Origin of the sequence: Sorangium sp. So ce1504 (assembly GCF_051521635.1) — a bacterium.
Taxonomy (GTDB): domain Bacteria; phylum Myxococcota_A; class Polyangia; order Polyangiales; family Polyangiaceae; genus Sorangium; species Sorangium cellulosum_B.
The window spans coordinates 11,312,784-11,333,556 of sequence record NZ_CP150365.1 but is presented as its reverse complement, the minus strand read 5'-3'; the positions used below and the strand labels follow the sequence as shown (position 1 = coordinate 11,333,556).

Here is a 20,773-nt window from a genome sequence, read left to right as displayed (position 1 = left end):
ATCCTTGCGCGGTGATGACGACGGCGGCTGCGTCAACGAAGCGAGAGGGCCCACGAGGGCGTGACCGACAGGCATCCTCCGCGATGGACCTCGGCCGCTAGAGATCCAGCGTCGGCTCCTGAAGCATGAGAGAGACGTCCTGCACGCCCGGGATGGCCTGGAGCTTCGCGACGAGCGCCGAGCGCAGCTCGGGCGCGAGGACGGTGATCTGGTAAGCATGCTCCATCACGGTCCCCTGCGCAGCCTCCCGGAGGGTCACCAGCGAGAAGGTCCGGCAGTGCGCGCGGAGCACCCTCGCGAGCGCGTCCTCCACCTCGGGCACGGCGGGCGCGGTGAAGCGGAGCAGGCCATCCGGCTGCCGTCGCGAGCCCCAGCCGGTGAAGTGGAGGAGCAAGGTTCCGGCGGCGAAGATCGCGGTCCCGCCGAGGGCCACGCCGACCGCCTGGAGCCCGCAGGCGATGCCGACGCCGAGCGCCGCGAAGACGAACATGACGTCGCGGGGATCGCGCATCGTCGTGCGGAACCGGACCGCGCTCAGGCCCACGGCGACGCCGATGCCGGCGGCGATGCTGCTGCCCACGGAGAGCATCAGCATGCACGTGATGACGCTGCCCATCGCCATGCTGTGCACGGATGAGCGGGAGTAGGAGAGCCCGCGAAATGTGGCCATGTAGACGAGCGCGACCGCCTGGCCGAGCCCGAACGCCAGCAGGAGCGCCACGACCGCCGTGCGGAAGTCCGTGGCGCTCCCCTGGGTGACCCATCCGAGCCAGTCTATCACGGCGAGCCGCTCTTTCCCGGGGCGATCGCCGGACGCGGCGCGCGCCCATCTCCATCCACGCGATCCACGCGATCCACGCGCGTCCGCGTCACGGCGCCTCGGAGGCGGCGCCGCGGCCAGGGTAGGGGCGCGCTTGCTTGATGTAGAGCGTCGGCGGCTCGTCGGGGTTCGCGTCGTCGTCGAACTTGAAGTCCACTTCCAGCGCGTACCAGCCGGTGTTCCCTGCCGCGGGCCCGTAGGCGGGAGAGAACCGCGCATGGATGGCGTCGAGCGCCACGCCGAGCTGATGAACCTGCGCCGCCGAGAGGACCGCCTGGCCTTCCGGCATGAGGCTCGATCGGCTCAGGTACGTGACGGGCTGGTTCGGCTGGCTGAAGAAGTAGAGGAACGCCTCGTTCGTCACGCCGGCGGGCGGGGCCACCACCTCCACGTCGCCGCCCGTCTGCACGTTGACGTAGAAGGCAGGCTGGACCCCGGCCGTGTCGAACGGGTTGTTGGTCGCGGCAACGCCGTTCGCCTCCTCGTCCGGGAAGTTGGGGTGCACGAGCAACGCCATCCCGATGGACCTGTGATCGATGCCGTAATAGGTGCGCTCATCGAAGGTGCGGAGCTGCCAGGCGCTGGCGTAGACCTTGCGGATGGCGTCCTCCACATCGGCCCAGTCCGCCGGATCGCCCGTCTTGGAGTCGTAGCATCCGGCGCACGGGAACCCATCGAGATCCTCGCTGTTCGTGCTGCTGCGGAAGCGCATCGGGCGCCCGGGGTAGTCCGCCTCCATCTTCGCCTTGAGGATCTCCTGGAACTCGGCGTCGAGCGGCGCGCTCTTCATGGCGTCTCGGAGCGCCTTCAGCTGCTCGTCGCGGGTCGCGGCGTCGGTGGTGAACTTCGGGTCGGCGAGCATCGAGTCGATCTGGACGTAGAACCCGTTCTGCTTCATGAACTGGTCATAGTAGTACACCGGGATCGCGAAGGCCTTCTGGATGGGGACCTCGGGGGTCCTGGCCAGGATGGAGTAGTGAGCCGCCTTGCCGCCGAAGGCGAGGACGGACTTCTTGATCGCGTCCCGGAGCGACTCGCCTTCCGCCGGCTCCGGGGTCACCTCCTCGATGTCGCGCAGATCGGTGACCGTCAGATCCAGCTCGGGGAGCGTGATGGGCGTGGGTTTGTGCGCCTCCCAGAACGCCTCGGCCTCCGCCTCGGTGACCTCGCGGACGCTCCAGGACGACGGCCCCGCGGTGAGCTCGACGAGCTTGTCCTTCAGCGCGAGCAGGTCGGGGTGGCTCATCGCGTTGCGCAGTCCCATGTTGGGCGTGCGCCGGTTCTGGGAGAGCACGTTGACGTGCGAGAGCGGCGTCTGGAACTCCTCGGTGATGATCCCCTGGACGACCGAGATGTCGTTGGGCACCTGGTCGAGGACGGCGATGTCCTGGTGGGACAGGTACTCCGAGTCGAGATCCGCCGCCTTCGCGAAGTGGAGCCGGCCCACCGCCGTGCCCAGCGAGAGCGGCTGGTAGTCGATCCCGGCGTAGAGATCGTCGGTGCTGATCACGGGGATGTCGGTGGGGAGCTTCTTCGCCTCGGCCGCGACGGCCTCCGACGTGGGGTGGAAGGCGAGCTTCGACCCGAAGAAGGAGGCCGCCTTGACCGCCCTGAACAGGGTGGCGATCATGTCCGCGGACGCGGTGTCGTAGGGGGAGAGCTCGAGGGCCCACACGTCGGGACCCTCGTAGTGCGTCGCCGCGCCGAGGACGAAGCGGCGATCCGGCGTGAAGTACTCGGTCGCGTTGAACTCGGCGAGGGGCGGGACGAGGGGCAGCGCGTCGCCGGAGAGGTGCGATGACACGAAGTCGTAGTGGATCTTGTAGAGAACGCTGTTCTGGAAATACAGCGCGTTCTGATCGGCTTGATCCAGCACGACCTTGACCGACCGCGCGCCGGGCAAGCTGGCGTCGATGGGCACCGAAGCGAGCGCCTCGAAGTCCGCGGCGCACCCGACGCGCTTCAGGAACTCCGTGGCTTCATCGGCGTCCTTGCGTTCGCAGACCTCTCCGGTCACGCCGGTGTCGTCCGAGCCGCCGCCGCACGCCCCCGGGAGCGCCGAGGCGAGCAAGGCGAGCGCGACGATCGACGTGATGCGAGTGCCTTTGTACATGATTCCTCCTGAGATAAGGATGCTGACCGAGGAGCGGCGCGCGCCGGTCATCCCGCGTCGAGGTGTCAGGGCGTCGAGGTGTCAGGGCGTCAGGGCGTCAGGGCGTCAGCGCGAAGCAGTAGAACCCGCCGTAACCGCCGCCGGACCCGACGGTGACCGCGCCGGGTAGTGGTCCCCCCTGCTCCAGGAGGTTGATGCCCGGCGCGCACCCTGACTCGTCGAGCGATGACATCCAGTTGGCCATGTTGATGTTGCCGCCGGGGCCGCCGGCGCCGCTGCTGCCGCCGGGGCCGCCGGCGCCGCTGCTGCCGGCGGGCCAGGTGGAGCCCCCGCCACCTCCGAAGTTCCTGGGCCACGAGTGACCGACGCGCGGCCGCCCCTCGCTCGAGTCGCCCGACTTGGCCGTCCAGTCCTTGCAGGTCGCGGTCGCGCTGTAGAGCTGTCCCTGGTCGTTCGTCCCCGTCAGCATGTCGTGGTTGTCCACCTCGGGCTGGCTCGGATCGGGCTGGTGGTTGGGGACGCCGTCCTCGTTCGGAAAATCGTCGATGATCGCAGGGTCGGCCGCGGTGGGGCGGTCGTTGAGCAGCTCCTCTTTGTTGTTGGCGAGCAGCCGGCCGAGCCGGTCGTACCAGGGACCCTCGCCGATCCGATCGATCGCGTTGACCTGCTTGCCGTCCTCCCCTGCGACGGCGCTCAGGAAGGCGCGCCACGGCTTGCTCCCCGCGCCGGGGAGGCTCTTCTCGGCGATGGTCGCGCAGATCTTGTCCGCGCCGCGGAGCCCGGCGCCGGGGCCCGTCTCTCCGAAGCGGAGATCGCCGCCGAAGCCGTCCTGGGAGCCCGACAGCTCCTGCAGGGCGACGAGGCTGGTCACGAAGAAGCTGAATTTCTCGGTCGTCCCGCCCGAGCTCGACGAGGTGGTGTCGCCGCTGGACGACGAGGAGGTGGTGTCGCCGCTGGACGACGAGGAGGTGGTGTTGCCGCCGGAGCTGGACGAGGTGGTGTTGCCGCCGGAGCTGGACGAGGTGGTGTTGCCGCCGGAGCTGGACGAGGTGGTGTTGCCGCCGGAGCTGGACGAGGTGCTTGTCGAGCTGTCGCCCGAGGCGCCCACATCCGAGTCCGAACCGGAGCAGCCGACCACGGGGGAGAGCAGCGCGAGGGTGAGGGGCAGCAGCAAGGGGCGATAAGTGCGTGTCATGGTCTCTGTGTCCTTTTCCTTGTTAAGCTAGACGGTCGGCCGCGCCGCGGATCGGCGAGGCTCACTTGCAGGTGAGATCGCTCTGGCAGGTCTGGCCCTCGGGGCACTGCGAGTCGTCGTTGCACGACGTGAGCCCCGCGATCACCACCGCCTGCTCGATCTGGGACGAGACGACCAGATCGACCCGGCCGGGCGGGATCGTCGTGGAGCCCACGGACCTGCGCGTGACGATGATCGTCGGGAAGCCCGCGACGCCGAGGTCGAGGAGCTGCTTGACGAGTGATGCCGGGACATCGAGCGAGCCGGTGTCATCGACGTTGCACTCGATCATCCCCTTCGTGCCCCCGTGATGGCTGATGTCGAGCTTCACGTGGAGCCTGGCAATGTCGGCCTGCCCCGGCGGGGTCCACGCGAGCTGCAAGGGCTGATCGGGATCGAGCTCTATCGTCTCGTTCAGGAGATCGAGGGGGCTCACGCCCCTGGCCTCCACCGTGAAGGCGCTGAAGTAATCGCCGCTGGCCTCGAGGCGGATCACCTGGCCCTCGTCGGCGGGCGGGTAGCCGAGCTTCACGCCGGCGGGAGGCTGGTAGTTGTTCGCCGTGGGGCTCATGACGAGGGACGCCGCGCCCGACTCGAGGTTCAAGCCGGTCACCGTCACGTCGCCGGCGCTGTGCGCGGCCGGGTAGGCCTGGCACGTGTCGTCCTCCACGCAGACGGCGCTGCCCCCGCAGGGTTCGTTGCAGAACGGGACGCGCGGCGTGAGGATCTGACAGCCCCCCTCCTCGGCCTGCACTTCCCAGACGATCTGCGAGGGCGTGGGGCCGTCGTAGATCTTCCCGATCACCGACGTGCTGCCCGCCGCACCCGGCTCGGCAGCAGGCAACGAGCGCACCTGGAAGGCGCCGACGAGCTTCGTGGGGTCGCCGGTCGGTTCGCCCGACCCCGTGGAGCCGCCGGAGCCGCCGGAGCCGCCGGCTGAGCCCCCCGAGCCCGACGCGTCGTTGGTACCACCCCCGGAGCTCGAGCAGGCGAGCGACACCAGGGCCACGACGCCGCCAAGGATACCGGCGCGCCATCCGCCTCGTGAGGGGAATTTTTCAATTCGGCAAAGGTTTTGCGACATCTCGATGGCCAGGTGGCGACGCGGCGGGATCAGGGGTCAATCTTTTTTGAAGAAGCCCCACCGCGCGGACGCCGGCGATCCGGCGTCAGGCCCCTGCGCTCAGCCGCCGCCGAGCTCGGACAGGCGCGCGCGCAGCCGCGGCGCGTGGACGCTCTCGCCGTGACGCGCGAGGAAATCGGCGATGGCCGCGCGCTCGTCGGCCGCCCGCCCGAGCCGGCGCAGGCTCTGCACCCGGCCGACCCGGGCCTCCGCGGCGAGGGGGCCGCCGGCGCCGGCGAGGTAGCGATCGAAATAGCCGAGCGCCTCCGCCGCCTTGCCCTGGTGGAGCGCGATCTGCCCGAGCGACACGAGGGCCGCCCGCGCCTCGGGGCTCGCCGGGTACTGCGCGAGCAGGGCGCGGTAGGAGGCGTTCGCCTCGGCGCTCTTCCCCTGGCCGAGCTGGGTCTGCGCGCGCAGGAGCAGCGCTTGCGGGCCCGCCGCGGGCTCCTCCGCGCGCGGCCTGGGCGGCTGCTGCGCGCGATCCCGGGCCCCGACGGCGCTGGCGGCGCTGGCGGTCGCGAGCTCGCCGGTGGGCGCGCCGGCGCCGGGCGAGGGCTCGGCGGCGGGCGCGCTCGCGCCGGGCGGCGGCTCGCCGGTGGGCGCGCTCGCGCCTGGCGAGGGCGCGCCGGCGCCTGGCGAGGGCTCACCGGCGCCTGGTGAGGGCCCGCCGGTGGGCGCGCCGGCGCCTGGCGGAGGCGCTTCCGGCACCGAGAGCGTGGGGAGGCTCAGGACCGTGCGCCGTGCGCCGCTCGGATCGAGCGTCTCGCTCCCGTTCGGCGCCGGCGGGGGCGCCTGCGCGGGCCCGTCGAACAGCTCCGCCGCGAGCGCGGCCAGGAGCGTCGCCGCGACGGCGACGCCCGCGAGCGACCCGGCGATCCCGCGCCGCAGCATCGGCCGAGGCGCCGCGCGCAGCCGCGCCGTGCTCTCGGGCGCGGCCTCGACGCGGGCGCCCCTCGGGTCGAGGCGAGCGGCTCGGGGCTCGACGCGGGCGCCCCCGGGCCCGAGGCGGGCGCGCGCGAGCACCTGCTGCAGCATGGCGGCGTCGCTGAGCTCGCGGCCGTCGCCGCGCGCGTCGCCGAGCCTGCCGATGGCGGCCCAGAGCGGCGCCTCGCCGCGGAGCTCGGGGTCGTCCTGCTCGGCGCGGCGGAGGAGCTCCGCGTCCTCGGGGCGGACCGGCTCGCCGCGCGCCTCCGCGGCGAGGATCGCGGGCAGGAGGTCCAGATCGATCTCGGACTTCTGCGTCCCTGTCATGATGCTCTCTTCCGGCCGACGGCGAGGTCCTGTCGCACCTGCTTGCGGAGCGCGCCGATCCCGAGGCGCAGCCGGCTCTTCACCGTATCGGCGCTGACCTCGGTCATTCCGGCGATCTCCTCGATGGAGTAATCGAGCGCGTGGTGCAGGAGGATCACGTGGCGCTGCGCCTCCGGCAGCTCGTCGAGGTACGCGCGCGCCTCGCGCGGGAGGGCCTCGAACGGGGGTTGGTGCGGCGCCTGGGCGATCTCCTCGTCGATCGCGCTCTCCGGGGCCACGGGCGCGCCTTCCCTGCGCTGCTGCCTTGCGTACCGGAGGATCGTCCGGACGGCGACGCGCCTGGCCCAGGCCTCGACGGCGGCGTCGCCGCGGTAGCTCGACGCGCTCTCGAGGATCGCGAGCAGGGCGAGCTGCGCGGCGTCGTCGGCGTCGGCCGCGCTGCGGAGGAACGTCCGCGCGATCCGGCGGACCCGCGAGATCACGTGCGTCATGAGCCAGGCCTGGGCCTCCGGGTCACCCGCGCCGGCGTGGCGCATCCGTTCGAGGTCAGACGGCGAGGACACGGCGGGTGACGGGGCAGGCGGCGGGGCGGGGACGGGGCGCGTCATGGCGCTGGCCAGGAGCGGCTCGGGCAGGGGGCCGAGGCTCCTGGAGAGAGCTCGCGCGTGCTCAGCGTCCATCGCTTCGACCTGGTGCGACGCACGGCCCGAAGCGGGTCAATTTTCCTTTCGTGTCGGGTCATGCGGCGCGGGTGGTCACTTCCTGACCATGCCCGCGGGGGCCGGCGGGGCCGGCAGGTCGAGGCCGAGCTCCAGCCCGACGCCGGCGAGGATCCGCACCGGATTGGCCGAAAGCGCGAGGGCCGGGTGTACGGTGGCGTCAGGGTCCGTCAGGAGCACGTCCACACCCAGCGTCGTCTTGAGGCGGAGCCACCCGGTGAGCGGGACCCCGAGCTCCGCGACCGGCGCGACGCTCACGAGCACGTCGGTGCGGGCCTCCGGCGGCGGCAGTTGCTGCGGAAACATCCGCGGCCACCGCCACGGGGGCGGCGGTGGCGGGCCATGACCGGGAGGTGGAGGGAACGGTGGTGGCTCCGTGAGCGCCTGCTGGGTCGTGCCTTCCTCGGGGACGCGCTCGACGATATCGACGGTGGCGCGCGCGCCGAGCTGCAGGTCGAGGCCGAGGGGGAGCCTGAGGCGGACCTGGCCGGTCGTGATCACCGGGTGGCGCGAGAGCGCGAACGTGGACTGCTCGTCGCCGAGGGAGGTCGAGGGGATCAGCTCGTACCCCAGGCCGAGGACGGCGTAGTCGACCGGCGCCCAGGAGGCGCGGAGCGCGGCGGCGCTCTGCCAGGGCGCGGCGCTGCTGAAGTTCGCGCCGGAGTAGCCGGCGAGGACGGCGAACGTGGGCAGCGGGCTCGCTTCGCGGCGGGCGCCCGTGGATGGCGACGGCGGGCCCGCGGGCGGCTGCAGGTCCGGCGCGGCGCCCGCGGCCGCGGCGCCCGCGGGCGCCGCGGGGGACGCGGCGAGCTCGGGGGCAGCGTCGGGCTCGGGAGGAGCCGCTGGAGCCGGCCCGATCGCGGCGACCTTCACCTCGGCCAGACCGGCGACGTGGCCTTCGCGGAGCTCCTCGGCGACCGCGCCGGCGATGTTGGCGAGCGACTCGAGGGCGGTGGCGGTCTGCCCGGGCAAGACCGGGATGCGGCGGCCGTAGATCTGCTCGCCGTCGCGCTCGACCACGTACAAGGCGAGCTCGTCGCTCGCCCCGGCGTCGATCCAGAGCACTCCCCGCGCGTCCCACGCGTCGGCGAGCGCGTTGGCTTCGGGGAGGAGCGTCTGCAGCACGGGCCTCGGCGTGCTGGGACGGACGATCTGAAGGCGGACGCCGACGGGGCGGATATGGGCGACGACGAGGTCGATGGCGCGCTTGTCGATGCCGCCGGCGCCTGGGAAAGCGGCGAGGACGAGCACCGGTTCGCCGGCGCCGCGAGGCTCGCCCGCTGCGGCGGGCAGGGCGACGGCGGCCAGGGCGACGGCGGCCAGCAACGTGCCCGCGACCGCGCTCGCGGCCGTTCGGGCAGCGCGGAGGGCGAGCGCGAGCGACGCAGCCGGCACGGGCGCGGAAAATTATCACCCTTCCCCGCGGGGCACCATCCCCCGTCGGCCATGGGTGTTCCAACCCATCGGTCACCAACGTAAACGTAAACGTTCGGATAGAGGAGAACGCGGCGCGAGGCTTCGTTAACGGCAATGCCCCCGCCCGGGCCCGGCGGGATGGCCGCGCCCGCGCCTCAGCGCGCGGCGGTCGACCGCGGGTAGCTCCCGAGCACCTTCACCATCTCGCAGCGCGCGCGGAGCCGCTCGATCGCGTCGGCGACGCGCGGATCGCTCCGGTGGCCCTCCAGATCGACAAGAAAGACGTAGTCCCAGTGCTTCTGCCGGCTCGGCCTCGACTCGATCCGGGTCAGGTTGATGCCCGCGTCGTCGAAGATGGCGAGGACCCGGCGGAGCGCGCCGGGCTCCTCCTGCACGGAGAAGACGATCGAGGTCTTGTCCGAGCCGGTGGCGGGCGCGTCGGCCGGGGCGATGACGATGAAGCGGGTCGCGTTCTCGGCGCGGTCGTGGATGCGCTCCCGCAGGAGCGGCAGCCCGTAGAGCTCGCCCGCCCCGCGGCTGCCGATCGCCGCCGCGGCGGGGTCGCCGAGGGCCTCGTGCGCCGCCGCGGCCGCGGAGACGGTCTGGACGATCTGCGCGCCGGGGAGGTGCTTCGCGAGCCAGAGGCGGCACTGCGAGAGCGCGTGCGGGTGCCCGTGGACCCGCGCGACGCCGCTCAGCCCCTCCGCCTTGCTGAACAGGCAATAAGCGACGTCGAGCACGAGCTCCTGCCGGATCTGGAGGTCGCTCTCGATCAGGGCGTCCGCCGTCAGGGTCACCGAGCCGTCGGTCGAGCTCTCGACGGGGACGACGCCGCAGGCCGCCTCGCCCGCGCGCACGGCGTCGAAGACGCCCTCGATGGTGCCCGTCTCCCGGTAGCGCGCGGCCAGCCCGAACAGGTGCCGCGCCGCGACCTCCGCGAAGGCGCCCTCCGTCCCCGGAAAGGCCACCTTCATGGGCTCCTCCAGCGACAGGCAAGCGCTCATCACCTCCCGGAAGACGACCCGGATGGCGTCGCGCGGGAAGCGCCCCGCGCCCTTCGCCTGCAGGCGGGTGAGCACGCGCCGCTCCCGCTCCGGGTCGTGAAACTGCGTGGCGTTCGCGGCGCGCTTCGCGTGCGCGACCTCGACGGCCACCTCGGCCCGCTCGGCGAGGAGATCGAGGATCCGGTCGTCGATGCTGTCGATGCGCTCGCGAAGGTCGCCCAGGGTCGCCATGGTTTGTTCCACCTCGGATGGGGAAGGGCGGGCATCAAAGCGCAGGGGGCGCCGCAGCGCAAGGCTCGCCTCGGCGCAGGGAATGCGGTGCGGAACGCGCGCGACGGAGACGCACGTCAAGGGCGAAGCGGCACCCGTGCGGGCTCGACGCGTGGAGCGGATGGGTGAGAGAGGACCGGTGAGGGGGCAGAGGAAGAAGACAGAATCCGCACGCCACCGTGGGGCATCAACATCGCTTCGTTTGGATCGGGCGCGGGAGCGAGAAGATCGGCTGCCGGAGCGATCGGGACGGGCGCGGGAGCGATCGGGACGGGCGCGGGAGCGATCGGGACGGGTGCGGGAGCGCCCTTAGATCGGCGCTGCCTGCTCCGCGATCGGCGCTGCCTGCTCCTCGGCGGTTTCTACCTTCGCCTTCTTGGCCTTCAGACGGGAGCGCCGGCTCAGGGTCGTCCGATGGCGCGACACGAATCTGGCTGCGATCTTGGGCTGGTCGCGAAACGCGTACCGGCCGCCCTCACGGATCTCCTTGGCGAGCTCGTCGGCGGCCCAGAAGCAACGGTTGCGCAGCTCCAGCGCGTGTGCGGCGCTCGCGTCCGATGCCTCGTTGGCGGCCGCGTGTTCGAGCGCGTCAGCGAGCGCCTTGGCCCGCGCGAGATCCTTCGTCGTGATATCGGTCACGCCGAGCGCGCCCTCGTGATCGGACCAGAAGTCGACGAGATCGCGCAGGTCCTGGATGGTGTCCGAAAGGCCGGAGCCGTCGGCGATGCGCGAGAGCTCCGCCTGGGCGGCGTCGTCGTTGCGGCAGCCCCAGCGGCCGCCGGCCACGAGCTTCGCGTCGAGCGCCTCGGCCTCGTCGCGGAGCTTGCGCTGCGCGGACGTGAGCGTCACGGCGCCGCGCGCCCTCTGCCACCCCTTCTCGAGGGCGCCGAGGCGCCGCGCGAAGCGCGCGAGGAGATCCACCTTGTCGGAGGTGATACCGATCCTCGACATGCGTGATTGCTGCGCGTGCGCGAGGCGCGCCAGGGAGGAGAGCTCGCGCTCCGCGACGCTCGTGGGCATGTCAGGGGCGGAGGCGTAGGCCGAGTCCAGCGCGAGGAGCGCCTCATCGCTGGTCGGTTCGTGGGGCATTGCGGCCGGGCGCTTCGACGTTGCGGCCGGCGTCCTGCTGGACGACCTGGCCTTGGGAGACGTAGATCCGGGGGTGTTCTTCACGGTGCTTGCCGGGGGCATGAGCTCCCTCCTGGTTGAGTGGTACCGGAGGATGGTCGCGTATCGAGAGTGGCTGTCAAGGTCGTGTGACGCGCTGAGGCGTCTGAATGCTGCTGCGACGAGCCATTCGCGCGACAGCGAGGGAGAGGCGGCCGGCGAGGCGAGGAGAGGGCAGCGCGCTGTAATCGCTTGTAATCGAGGTGGTGTTGACACGGCGGGGCATGCGGGACATAGGTGGCCGCGAATTCAACAGACCTTGCGTCGGGAGTGTCTCGAATGCGACACGCGGGCTGGTTGTACCGTCTTGCTTTGTTCTGTGTGGTGGTGCTGCTGCTCGGGCGGGGGCATGAAGGCCTCGCGCTGGCAGGACCTCCGGAGCCGCGGCTCATGCCGCTGTCGCCGCCGGGCGGCGGGGTAGCGCTCTCCTCGATTCCCTTCCGGCTGCCGAGCGACGGTGTCGGGGGGCTGCCCCTGGGGCCTCGCGTCGATGCGCCGCTGGTCGAGGACGTGGGGGCGCCGTTCGGCGAGATGGTGCTGCCCGACAATGCGCGGGTGGTGGCGTTCGAGGGGGCCGTGCTGGAGATCCCTCAAGGCGCGGTGGACGAGCCAGTGCGGATCACGATTCGCCCGCTCGACCAGGGCGAGGTGCGTCCGATGGGGCGCGCGATGGTCAACGTCACGCCCGGGGCGAGGGCGTACCGCTTCGGGCCGCACGGGCTCAGGTTCAAGAAGCCGGTGCGGCTGACGTTGCCTTATGACGAGCGCGCGATTCCCCCGGGGATGACCGCGCAGCACGTGACGGGCTTCTACTTCGACGAGGCGCTGGGCCAGTGGCAGCGCGTCGCGCGGGACGGCGAGGCCGCAAAGGGCAAGCTGGCGAGCCTGACCGACCACTTCACCGACTTCGTGAATGCCACGCTCGCGATGCCGGACGCGCCGGGCACGCGCAGCTTCGATCCGAACAGCATCAAGGGGCTCGCGCTGGGGAGCCCGTTCGCCGCAGTGACGGCGGTCGCGCCGCCGGAGGCGAGCTCCAGCGGCGCGGCGCGGCTGAGCTATGCGATCGCGGTTCCGCCGGGGCGCAACGGGATCGAGCCGGCGCTCGCGATCGCGTACGACAGCGAGCACCGCAACGGTTGGCTCGGCGTAGGGTGGGATCTGCGGCTGTCGAGCATCGAGATCGACACGCGCTTCGGGGTGCCGACGTACGCGGCGGGGGAGATGCCGCGCTACCTGCTCGACGGGAGCGAGCTCGTGCAGGCTGACGGCGGCGCCTGCGGCGATCCGTGCCTGTTCCGGCGGCGGGTGGAAGGGCGGTTCGACCGCATCGTGCGGCATGGCACCGGGGCCGCCAGCTACTTCTGGGAGGTGACGGACAAGGACGGGACAACGGTTGTCTACGGCCGTGATGCGAATGCGCGGCTCGACGATCCCGAGCCGGGGCCGGGCCAGCCGCGCAACGTGTTCCGCTGGTACGTCGACGAGGTGCGCGACACGTTCGGCAACCAGATGCGGGTCCGCTATGATCGCGAGGTCGAGGCCGGTCCGCCGCCGCGCATCGAGGTGCACCCCGAGCGCATCGAGTACACGGCGAACGCGTCACGAGGGGTCGAAGCGGCCTATGCCGTGGATTTCGTGTCCGAGAGCGGGCGGCCCGACGTCATGCTCAGCGGCAGGCCCGGCTTTCTCGAGCAGACCGAAAAGCAGCTCTCGCGTGTGGACGTGCGGTTCGGCGACGTCGTGGTCCGCAGCTACGCGCTCCATTACATCGACGGCGATTTCGGCAAGCGCCTCCTGCAGGCCATCGCGTTCCATGGGCGAGGCGCGCGGCAGGCGGGCGGTCAGGTGACGCTCGGCGAGGAGCTGTACCGGCATACGTTCGACTACTTCACGGCGCCGCGCACCGCGTCCGGCGAGGTGGCGGCGTTCGCGCAGGCCGCGGAGGCATGGGGACAGGCCAAGACGAAGGGCGGCCTGTCGCGCACGGAGGACTCGACCGCGGGCGGCAGCGCGTCGGTGGGGCTGGGCATCGGCATGTTCTCGATCTCGGTCGGCGGGGGCGGCTTCTTCGGCGACGAGACGGTGCGCAAGAGCGTGTTCGACCTCAACGGCGACGGGACGCCCGACTTCCTGGAGGACAGCGGCGATGTCGGGCTCAACCTGCTTCGCGCGGCGTCCGGGAGCCATCTTACGGCGGCGAGCGCGCTCGGCTTGTTCGACAGGGATCTGGGCTTGACGGACCGCTCGGGATGGAGCGTGTACGCGGGGCTGAACGTCGCGGTGCTGAGCGGCTCGGTGGGGTACACGCGCAGCAGCACGGAGGACGAGCAGATCGTCACGGACATCAACGGCGACGGCTACCCCGATCTGGTGTCGGGCGGTCCGCTCGGGGGCGTCTACGCCGCGCTCAATGACCGGCGGGGCCGCTTCGGGAGCAAGCAGCCGTGGGGCGCGCTCGACACGAGCGGCGCGCCGTCCGGCCGTCCCGACCTGGCCCAGGCGGCGCGCAAGGACTTGCACCCGGCCGATCCGCTGCTGCGCTGGACAGCGCCGTTCGAGGGAGACATCCGCATCGGCGGGGTGCTGCAGAAGCAGGAGGCGGGCGGCGATGGGGTGCGGGTGCAGATCGTGCGGAGCGGCGCGGTGGAGCCGCTCTTCGACGATGTACTCGACGGGGACGAGCTGACTCCCTGCCTCCTTGGCGCGCATCGGTGCGGCGGCGATGTCCTCACGACGCACGTGGCCGCGGGCGACCGGATCTACTTCCGGGTGAGCGCGGCGCCGGTGATCGACCCCGAGCGGCCCGTGGACACGGCGGCTGACCTGATCTCGTGGAGCCCGTCGATCACCTACGAGGCGAGCGAGGCGCAGCTCGCGCAGGTGGGGCCGGACGGGGCGCCGATCCACCGCTTCGAGTACAGCCACGACCACCGGCTCGCCGGCAGGCCTGACGTGCCCTGGGTGGCGCCGGCCGATGGCAGCGTCCGGATCACGGGCGACCTCTCGAAGTGGGCGACGAGCGATGAGCTGTGGGTGGAGATCGTGCGGGAGCGCGGCAGCGCCGCGGCGGAGTCGATCCTGGCGCCGCAGCACGTTGACGCGGGCGCCGGTGGGCTCGGGATGGGCGCGCTGCTGCCCGAGGCGATCCCGGTGCTCGCGGGCGATCGCCTCCGGTTCCGGGTGAAGGGGGAGTTGCCCGATGATCCGGCGCGCATCGCGTGGAGCCCGGTGATCCGGTACGAGGAATACACGCGCGTGGACCGGGCGACGGGCGCGCCGCGGCGCGGGCAGGTGCAGTGCGGCGCGCAGCCGAACGGCCGCGCCGGCTGCACGCTGCACAACGACGGGCCCGGGGACGCGCCGCTGCCGCTCGCGCTCATCGAGCAGCAGGCGCATGTGTCGATGCCTGTCGCGAGGTGGTCGCATGCGACGCGCCCGCGGCCGTGGATCGCGCCGAGCACGGGGACGGCGCGGCTCGAGGGAATGCTGTTGGTACCGGGGACCTATACGTTCACTCAGCCCTTGACCCTGGTCGTTCAGGGCGTGCATCGGCTGCTCTTCAAGCAGGCGTATTCCGCGCCGAGCGCTGCTGGTACGGCATTCCCCGTGGACGTCGACCTGGAGGTCCAGGCCGGCGAGCCCATCTTCGTCACGGCCTTCGCGCAGGAGCCGCCCACGGGCGCCGCCCTGCAGGCGACGATCGACGGGGAGCCGGTGTCGACCGGCTTCTTCGCGCCCGAGGCGGCGAGCGGCGGGTCGGAGGACCCGATGGCCGGCGGGTTCCATGGCTGGTCGGTCGGCTTCCTCGATGGAGATCGCGCCTTCTCGGAGGCGGACATCGCCTTTCCGACGCTCCACCCGGAGCGCGGCTTCACGCTCGCTGTGCCGCTGCCGCAGGGCAGCGCGCCGGTGTGGGGCGCGGCCGCGTCGGAGGCGTTCGTCGGCGGCAGCGCGGTCAAGCCGTCGATCGTGGGCAAGGTGAGGCGGGGAGGGGGGCAGCTCGGCCGGCTGCGCAGCGCGGAGACGTGGAACGCGGAGATCAGCGCCAACCTCGGGCCGCTGGGGGCGGGCTACAGCTTTGGCAGCACCACGTCGGACAGGGACCTGATCGACATCAACGGCGATCGATTGCCCGACAGCGTGACGCGCGAGGGCGCGGTGCTCAACACCGGGCGAGGGTTCGGGCCGCGGGACAGCTGGTCGCTGCCGGAGGCGCTGCGGCGGATCGAGCACCGTGCGATCCGGCTGGAAGGGAGCGCCTCGGTCACCGTGGACAGCGAGATCCAGACGATCTCCAAGACCACGAGCGAAGGGCGCTTCGAGGGGTACCTGCACACGCAATTCCACCTGGGGACGAGCTATGGCCTGTCCGCCACGCACGTGGATCTGGTGGACGTCAACGGCGATGGTCTGGTGGACCAGGTGACGCAGGATCCCGCGAGCGGGGTGATGACGGTGGCGTTCAACCTGGGGCACCGGTTCGCTGGACCGGTGCCGCTGGAGCGGGCGCGCTTCGAGAAGAGCGACTTCGATGCGGGAGCGCTGCGCGAGACGCTCGGCGACATCTTGCGCGAGTTCACGGACGCGGCCGGGGTGGATGCGGTGCGGCTGGAGGACACGGGCGCGAACAGCGTCGGCGTCGGCGTGGACGCGACCGTGGCCGCCGCCGGCGCGGGGTACACGTACACGACGGCGCGGACCGTGGTGGACTTCGCGGACGTGAACGGCGACGGGCTGCCGGACAAGGTGATGAAGGCGCCGGAAGAGTCGTGGTTCCGGGTGCAGCTCAACCTCGGGAGCCGGTTCGCGCCGGAGGAGTCCTGGCCCGCGGGGGCGTGGGGCGTGTCGATCGATCCGCCAGAGTACGCGTTCATGGGCGGGGGCGACGCGGTGAGCTTCCGCAGGTCGGAGAGCTACGAGGGCAGCTTCAAGGTCGATGTCTGCTACTTCGTGTGCGTCGGCGGCTCGGTGTTCTACTCGGAAGGCGCCGGCTCATCGCACCTCGCGTTCGAGGACATCGACGGTGATGGCCTTCAGGATCACGTGCTCAAGCGGGACGGCGACGCGACGGTGTACGCGCGGGTCAACGCGCTGGGCAAGACGAACCTCTTGCGGCGGGTGAGCCGGCCGCTCGGCGGGAGCATCGAGCTCGACTACCAGCGCGAGGGCAACCTGGTCGTGCCGAGCGAAGGGGCGCTCGGGGAGATGGATAGGGCGCCTCAGGTCGATATGCCGTCGAGCCAGTGGGCGCTGAGCGAGGTGACGGTGCACGACGGCGTGGAGGGAGCGCCGGGGGTGTACGGAGTGCATGCGTACCGGACGCGCATCGCGACGCACGCGGATGGGGTCTACGACCGGGAGGAGCGGGTCGAGCTCGGGTACGGGCTCGTGACGACGACGGCGCTCGGCGAGGATGGCGTCACGGCGATGTCGAGCGAGGACGTCGAGCACCTGAACCACGACGTCTACCGCCGCGGCTTGGTCGCGCGCTCGACGCTGCGCGACGGCGACGGGCTGCTCTACACGGTGAACGAGGTCGACTATGCGCCGCCGCCCGAGGGGCTGGAGCCCAGGGCGGGCTCGTTCTTCCCCAAGGAGACGGAGAGAAGGAGCGCGTTCTACGAGGGGACGACCGACGACCCGAGCGCGCCGCACAAGAGCGCGCGCGAGACGCGGGTCTTCGACGAGCTCGGCAACCTGATCGAGCTGCACGCCGACGGCGAGGCCGATACGCCGGACGACGATGTGCATCAGAGGGTGGACTACACGGAGCCTGGATCGGCCTACATCGTGAAGCCGGAGCTCGTCGAGACGACGGACGAGCAGGGTCGCGTGCTGCGCCGGCGCACGGCGACGTACTGGCCGGGAACGGGCGCACTCAAGACCGTCACGAACGTCATCTCCGGCGGCAAGCGGGCGGATGGGACGACCTACGCGAATGCGGAGGCCACGTGGAGCTATGGGTTCGACGACTTCGGCAACCTCAAGACGTCGACCGACCCGAACAGCTACAAGCTGACCTACAGCTACGATGAGGTGACGCACAGCTACCGCACGTGCGCGAGCGATAGCTTCGGGTACCATTCGAACAGCGTGCCGAATCTGCTGTATGGCACGGTGACGCAGGAGACCGATGTCAACGGGCACACGATGGTGCACCGGGTGGACGACTTCGGGCGGCTCACGGAGGTCTGGGGGCCGAGCGATCTCGCGGAGGACGGCGAGGACGCCGTGCCGGTCGGATGCGAACCGAGCAAGGTCTGGAGCGCGGAGGAGCTGGCGGGAGAAGGGGAGCCGACGATTGGGTTCGCGTATGCGCTCCACCCGGGTCAGACGGCGGCGCTGCCGGCGTGGGCGAAGACGAGCCACAAGGACGTGGAGCATCCCGGCGACCCGATCGTGACGGTGATGCTCGCGGATGGGCTGGGGCGGGTGCTGCAGACCAAGAAGGACCACGAGCGCGACACGGGCACGGGCACGGAAGTCGGGATGACGGTCAGCGGGGCGGTGGCGTTCGACGCGCTCGGCCGCGTGGTGGAGCAGGGGCAGCCGGGCTTCAGCGCGGCGCCGGACACGGCGTTCGTGAGCCTGGGGCTGGTGCGGCCGACGCTCACGCATTACGACGCACTGTCGCGCGTGCGAGAGGTCGCCACGCCGGATACGAGCGCGCCGGGCGGCTACGCGCGGACGGCGATCGAGCACGACCTGGTGGCGCTGGAAGGACGGCTGCTGTTCCAGGAGATGGTGATCGACGCCAACGGCAAGGTGCGCAACACGTACCGGGACGTCGGGGGGCGGATCGCGGCGGTGGAGGAGTTCAACCGGATCAAGGGGGTGGAGACGCGGATCGTGACGCGTTACCAGCACAACCCCCTCGGCGAGCTCGTGCGGGTGACCGACACGCGCAACAACGCGACGACGGCGACGTACGATTCGGTCGGCCGGATGGTGACACTGGTCAGCCCCGACGCGGGCCGCACGGAGTGGCGCTACGATCTGGTCGGGAACCTGCGAGCGAAGCAGACGGCGGAGCTCGCGGCGCGGGGGCAGCTTATCCGGTACGAGTACGACTTCAACCGGCTGCGGAAGATCGACTATCCGGTGACGCAGGACGTTGTCTACACGTACGGCGAGCCGGACGACGCCGGGGACGAGCAGGGCAACCGCGCAGCGCGGCTGGTGGAGGAGACGAGCGCGGCGGGCAAGCGCAGCTTCCGTTACGATCGGTTCGGCAACACGGCGGAGCTGACCTCGGAGTTCCCGCGGCTGCGGGAGCCGCACCGTGGGCCGTACCAGGCGACGATGAAGTACGTGTTCGACGCGCTGGGACGGATGCAGGAGATCCACTTCCCGGGTTCGGGCGAGGAGATCGTGCGCTACGGGTACGACCGAGGCGGCTCGGTGGTGTCGGTGATCGGGGAGAACCAGCGCGTCAATCCGCAGCACCCGAGCGAGCCGAGGACGACGGAGTACCTGAGGCACATCGGGTACGACGAGTTCGGGCAGCGGGTGCGCGTCGTGGCGGGCAACGGGATCGAGACGAAGTACCGGTACGACGAGTCGACGCGGCGGATGACGGAGGTCAACGCGGACCACCAGAGCGCGCAGATGCGGTCGATGGGGCGACCGCCGAGGCCGTTCCAGCGGCTGCGCTACCGGTATGACCTCGTCGGCAACATCCGGGAGCTGAACAACGAGGTGCCGTTCGACGAGTCCCTGGGAGGGGCCGTCATGGTGGCGCGGACGCAGCAGCGGTTCGCGTACGACGACCTGAACCAGCTGACCGAGGCGTCGGGGATCTACCAGGAGCGGAACCAGGAGCAGGAGCGGTACACGCTGGGCATCGACTATGACGTCCTCGGGAACGCGACGACGAAGCGGCAGGAGGTCGCCCGGTACGCGCAGAGCGGGGGGAACAACTGGCAGATGCAGTACCCCATCCGGGAGAGGACGTACCGGAACGAGTACCGCTACACGGGGCCGAGGCCGCACGCGGCGAACCAGGTGGACGAGTACGTGCCGGCGGAGTCGCAGCCGCGGCTGAGGGAGCTGTCGTACGACGCGAACGGCAACCACAAGCAGTGGAAGTACCGGGGCAGCGTGCAGCGCACGCTGAGCTGGGATGAAGACAACCGGCTGGTGTCGGTGAGCGAGAACGGGCAGGAGATGTCGCGTGCGCTGTACGACGGCGCGGGCGAGCGTCGGGTGCATCGGCACGGGGTCGCCGGGGAGGAGGAGACGGCGTACGTCGACCAGCACCTCGTGGTGCGTAACGGGGTGATCGCGACGAAGCACCTGTTCGCGGGGGAGACGCGGATCGCGAGCAAGATCGACGCGGACTGGTTCCAGAGGCCTCCGGTGCTGTACTACCACCCGGACCACCTCGGGAGCACGCAGTACGTCACCGATCAGGACCAGGCGCTGAGCCAGCACGTGGAGTACCTGCCGAGCGGGGAGCTGTGGGCGGACCAGACGGACTCGCGGTTCCAGAACCGGCAGCCGTACCTGTTCAATGGGAAGGAGCTCGACCTGTCGACGGGTCTCTATTACTACGGGGCGCGGAGCTATGAGCCGCGGCTCGGGGTGTGGGTGAGCCCGGATCCGGTGCTGGCGGAGTATATGGCCGGCAAGTTCAACGATGGGGTGTACCGGCCGATCAACCTGAGTCTCTACACGTACGCGTGGAACAACCCCGTCGTCCTCATCGACCCGGACGGGCGCCTGACGACGCAAGCGATAGCCGAGGCGTTTGTGAAGGGCTCGGCGGTCGTCGGGACGGCGCTCACGGTGCCCGCCACCGCTGCCGTGGTCGAGCCGACCCCGATCGGAGAGCTGGTCGTGGGCGGCCTGTTCGCCGTGGGAACGGTGGGTTATGCGATCTACACCATCGCCACTGCTGATCCCGATGAGTCCGCGACCGGGCCTAGTTGCGACGTACCGGCAGACTTCCCGACGCCCGCGACGCCTGGAGCACCGCCGCCGTCGGAAGCGGGAGGTGGTGGGGCGAAGGAGCCTCCCAAGCCGCCTGCGCCGCCTGCGGCGGAATCGCCGGAGCCACCGAAGAGCCCCGCAAGCGGAGCGGCTGCGGCGAGATTGCCGGTTCCTCCGACCCCCGGTGGGATGCCACTGAAGGATTTCGGAAATGTGATGAGGTGGGGCACGGGAAACGATGCGGCTCGGGCACAGATTCCAACACTCACGCGTGAAGGGCTTCAGCGGGGTGGGGTCACTCGGGAGATCGCTGAAGCGTGGGCTAAATTCTATCGAAATGAAATTATTCGTAATCCTGCGAACCCGTCCGCACAGGGCCGGGCGGAGCTGATGGAGGCAGCGACCAAGATCCTCCGATGAAGGAAACAATGAGCAATCCAAATGATAAGCCGAATGTGCATGGGATCCTCTCCGTTACGAATAGCAACGACGATGCGCTGCTTCTTACCTTGGAGCCATGGGCCGACGAAGTCGTGCTCTCACCAGGTCAAAGTGTACAGGTCGCCTTCTCAGGTCCGCAGGGCGGGCAAATGGAACTAGAGCTTAAGTCGGGAGCGCTCATCCTGTATGGATGGGAGGGTTCCGTCCTCACCATCAAAAGCGAGGAACCTTGAGCCGTGGGGAGGCCGCCGTTGCTCCGAAGGGGTGTGCGCTGAGGCCCT

The 20,773-nt window shown here is 70.8% G+C and carries 11 protein-coding genes; 2 read left to right on the top strand and 9 right to left on the bottom strand.

The window, feature by feature from the left end; translation table 11 throughout:
* Nucleotides 1-97: 97 nt before the first annotated feature.
* From WMF39_RS42675 to WMF39_RS42635, 9 genes are all read right to left on the bottom strand, one after another.
* Nucleotides 98-781, bottom strand: coding sequence for a DUF4956 domain-containing protein (locus WMF39_RS42675; RefSeq protein ID WP_437742182.1), 684 nt, complete (start codon nucleotides 779-781; stop codon nucleotides 98-100).
* A gap of 88 nt (nucleotides 782-869) precedes the next feature.
* The gene (locus WMF39_RS42670) at nucleotides 870-2,933 is read right to left on the bottom strand and encodes a PEP/pyruvate-binding domain-containing protein (protein WP_437742181.1); all 2,064 of its coding nucleotides are present in this window, start codon (nucleotides 2,931-2,933) and stop codon (nucleotides 870-872) included.
* Between the two features lie 97 nt (nucleotides 2,934-3,030).
* Nucleotides 3,031-4,128: a hypothetical protein gene (locus WMF39_RS42665; RefSeq protein ID WP_437742180.1), complete on the bottom strand. Its 1,098-nt coding sequence runs from the start codon at nucleotides 4,126-4,128 to the stop codon at nucleotides 3,031-3,033.
* A gap of 61 nt (nucleotides 4,129-4,189) precedes the next feature.
* The gene (locus WMF39_RS42660; RefSeq protein ID WP_437742179.1) at nucleotides 4,190-5,176 is read right to left on the bottom strand and encodes a hypothetical protein; all 987 of its coding nucleotides are present in this window, start codon (nucleotides 5,174-5,176) and stop codon (nucleotides 4,190-4,192) included.
* Between the two features lie 174 nt (nucleotides 5,177-5,350).
* Nucleotides 5,351-6,541 (bottom strand): tetratricopeptide repeat protein, encoded by a 1,191-nt coding sequence (locus WMF39_RS42655; RefSeq protein WP_437742178.1) that lies wholly within the window; start codon nucleotides 6,539-6,541, stop codon nucleotides 5,351-5,353.
* Nucleotides 6,538-7,104 (bottom strand): RNA polymerase sigma factor, encoded by a 567-nt coding sequence (locus WMF39_RS42650; RefSeq protein ID WP_437546337.1) that lies wholly within the window; start codon nucleotides 7,102-7,104, stop codon nucleotides 6,538-6,540. Before WMF39_RS42650 ends, WMF39_RS42655 begins: the two co-directional genes overlap by 4 nt.
* Nucleotides 7,105-7,296: 192 nt before the next feature.
* The gene (locus WMF39_RS42645) at nucleotides 7,297-8,655 is read right to left on the bottom strand and encodes a hypothetical protein (protein WP_437742177.1); all 1,359 of its coding nucleotides are present in this window, start codon (nucleotides 8,653-8,655) and stop codon (nucleotides 7,297-7,299) included.
* Nucleotides 8,656-8,831: 176 nt separating this feature from the next.
* Nucleotides 8,832-9,911, bottom strand: coding sequence for a prephenate dehydratase (gene pheA, locus WMF39_RS42640; protein ID WP_437742176.1), 1,080 nt, complete (start codon nucleotides 9,909-9,911; stop codon nucleotides 8,832-8,834).
* A 348-nt stretch (nucleotides 9,912-10,259) separates the two neighbouring features.
* Nucleotides 10,260-11,039: a hypothetical protein gene (locus WMF39_RS42635; protein WP_437742175.1), complete on the bottom strand. Its 780-nt coding sequence runs from the start codon at nucleotides 11,037-11,039 to the stop codon at nucleotides 10,260-10,262.
* A gap of 399 nt (nucleotides 11,040-11,438) precedes the next feature.
* On the opposite strand from WMF39_RS42635, the gene WMF39_RS42630 reads away from it, so the two are divergent.
* The gene (locus WMF39_RS42630) at nucleotides 11,439-20,471 is read left to right on the top strand and encodes a DUF4951 domain-containing protein (RefSeq protein ID WP_437748108.1); all 9,033 of its coding nucleotides are present in this window, start codon (nucleotides 11,439-11,441) and stop codon (nucleotides 20,469-20,471) included.
* On the top strand, nucleotides 20,468-20,725 hold the full coding sequence (locus WMF39_RS42625) for a hypothetical protein (protein ID WP_437742173.1): 258 nt from the start codon (nucleotides 20,468-20,470) through the stop codon (nucleotides 20,723-20,725). Before WMF39_RS42630 ends, WMF39_RS42625 begins: the two co-directional genes overlap by 4 nt.
* The last annotated feature ends 48 nt before the right edge of the window (nucleotides 20,726-20,773 follow it).

Bases quoted from the DNA above. Each gene is read 5' to 3' on its own strand.
- WMF39_RS42670 (WP_437742181.1), bottom strand. From the start codon at position 2,933: ATGTACAAAGGCACTCGCATCACGTCGATCGTCGCGCTCGCCTTGCTC.
- WMF39_RS42665 (WP_437742180.1), bottom strand. From the start codon at position 4,128: ATGACACGCACTTATCGCCCCTTGCTGCTGCCCCTCACCCTCGCGCTG.
- WMF39_RS42655 (WP_437742178.1), bottom strand. From the start codon at position 6,541: ATGACAGGGACGCAGAAGTCCGAGATCGATCTGGACCTCCTGCCCGCG.
- pheA (WP_437742176.1), bottom strand. From the start codon at position 9,911: ATGGCGACCCTGGGCGACCTTCGCGAGCGCATCGACAGCATCGACGAC.
- WMF39_RS42635 (WP_437742175.1), bottom strand. From the start codon at position 11,039: ATGCCCCACGAACCGACCAGCGATGAGGCGCTCCTCGCGCTGGACTCG.
- WMF39_RS42625 (WP_437742173.1), top strand. From the start codon at position 20,468: ATGAAGGAAACAATGAGCAATCCAAATGATAAGCCGAATGTGCATGGG.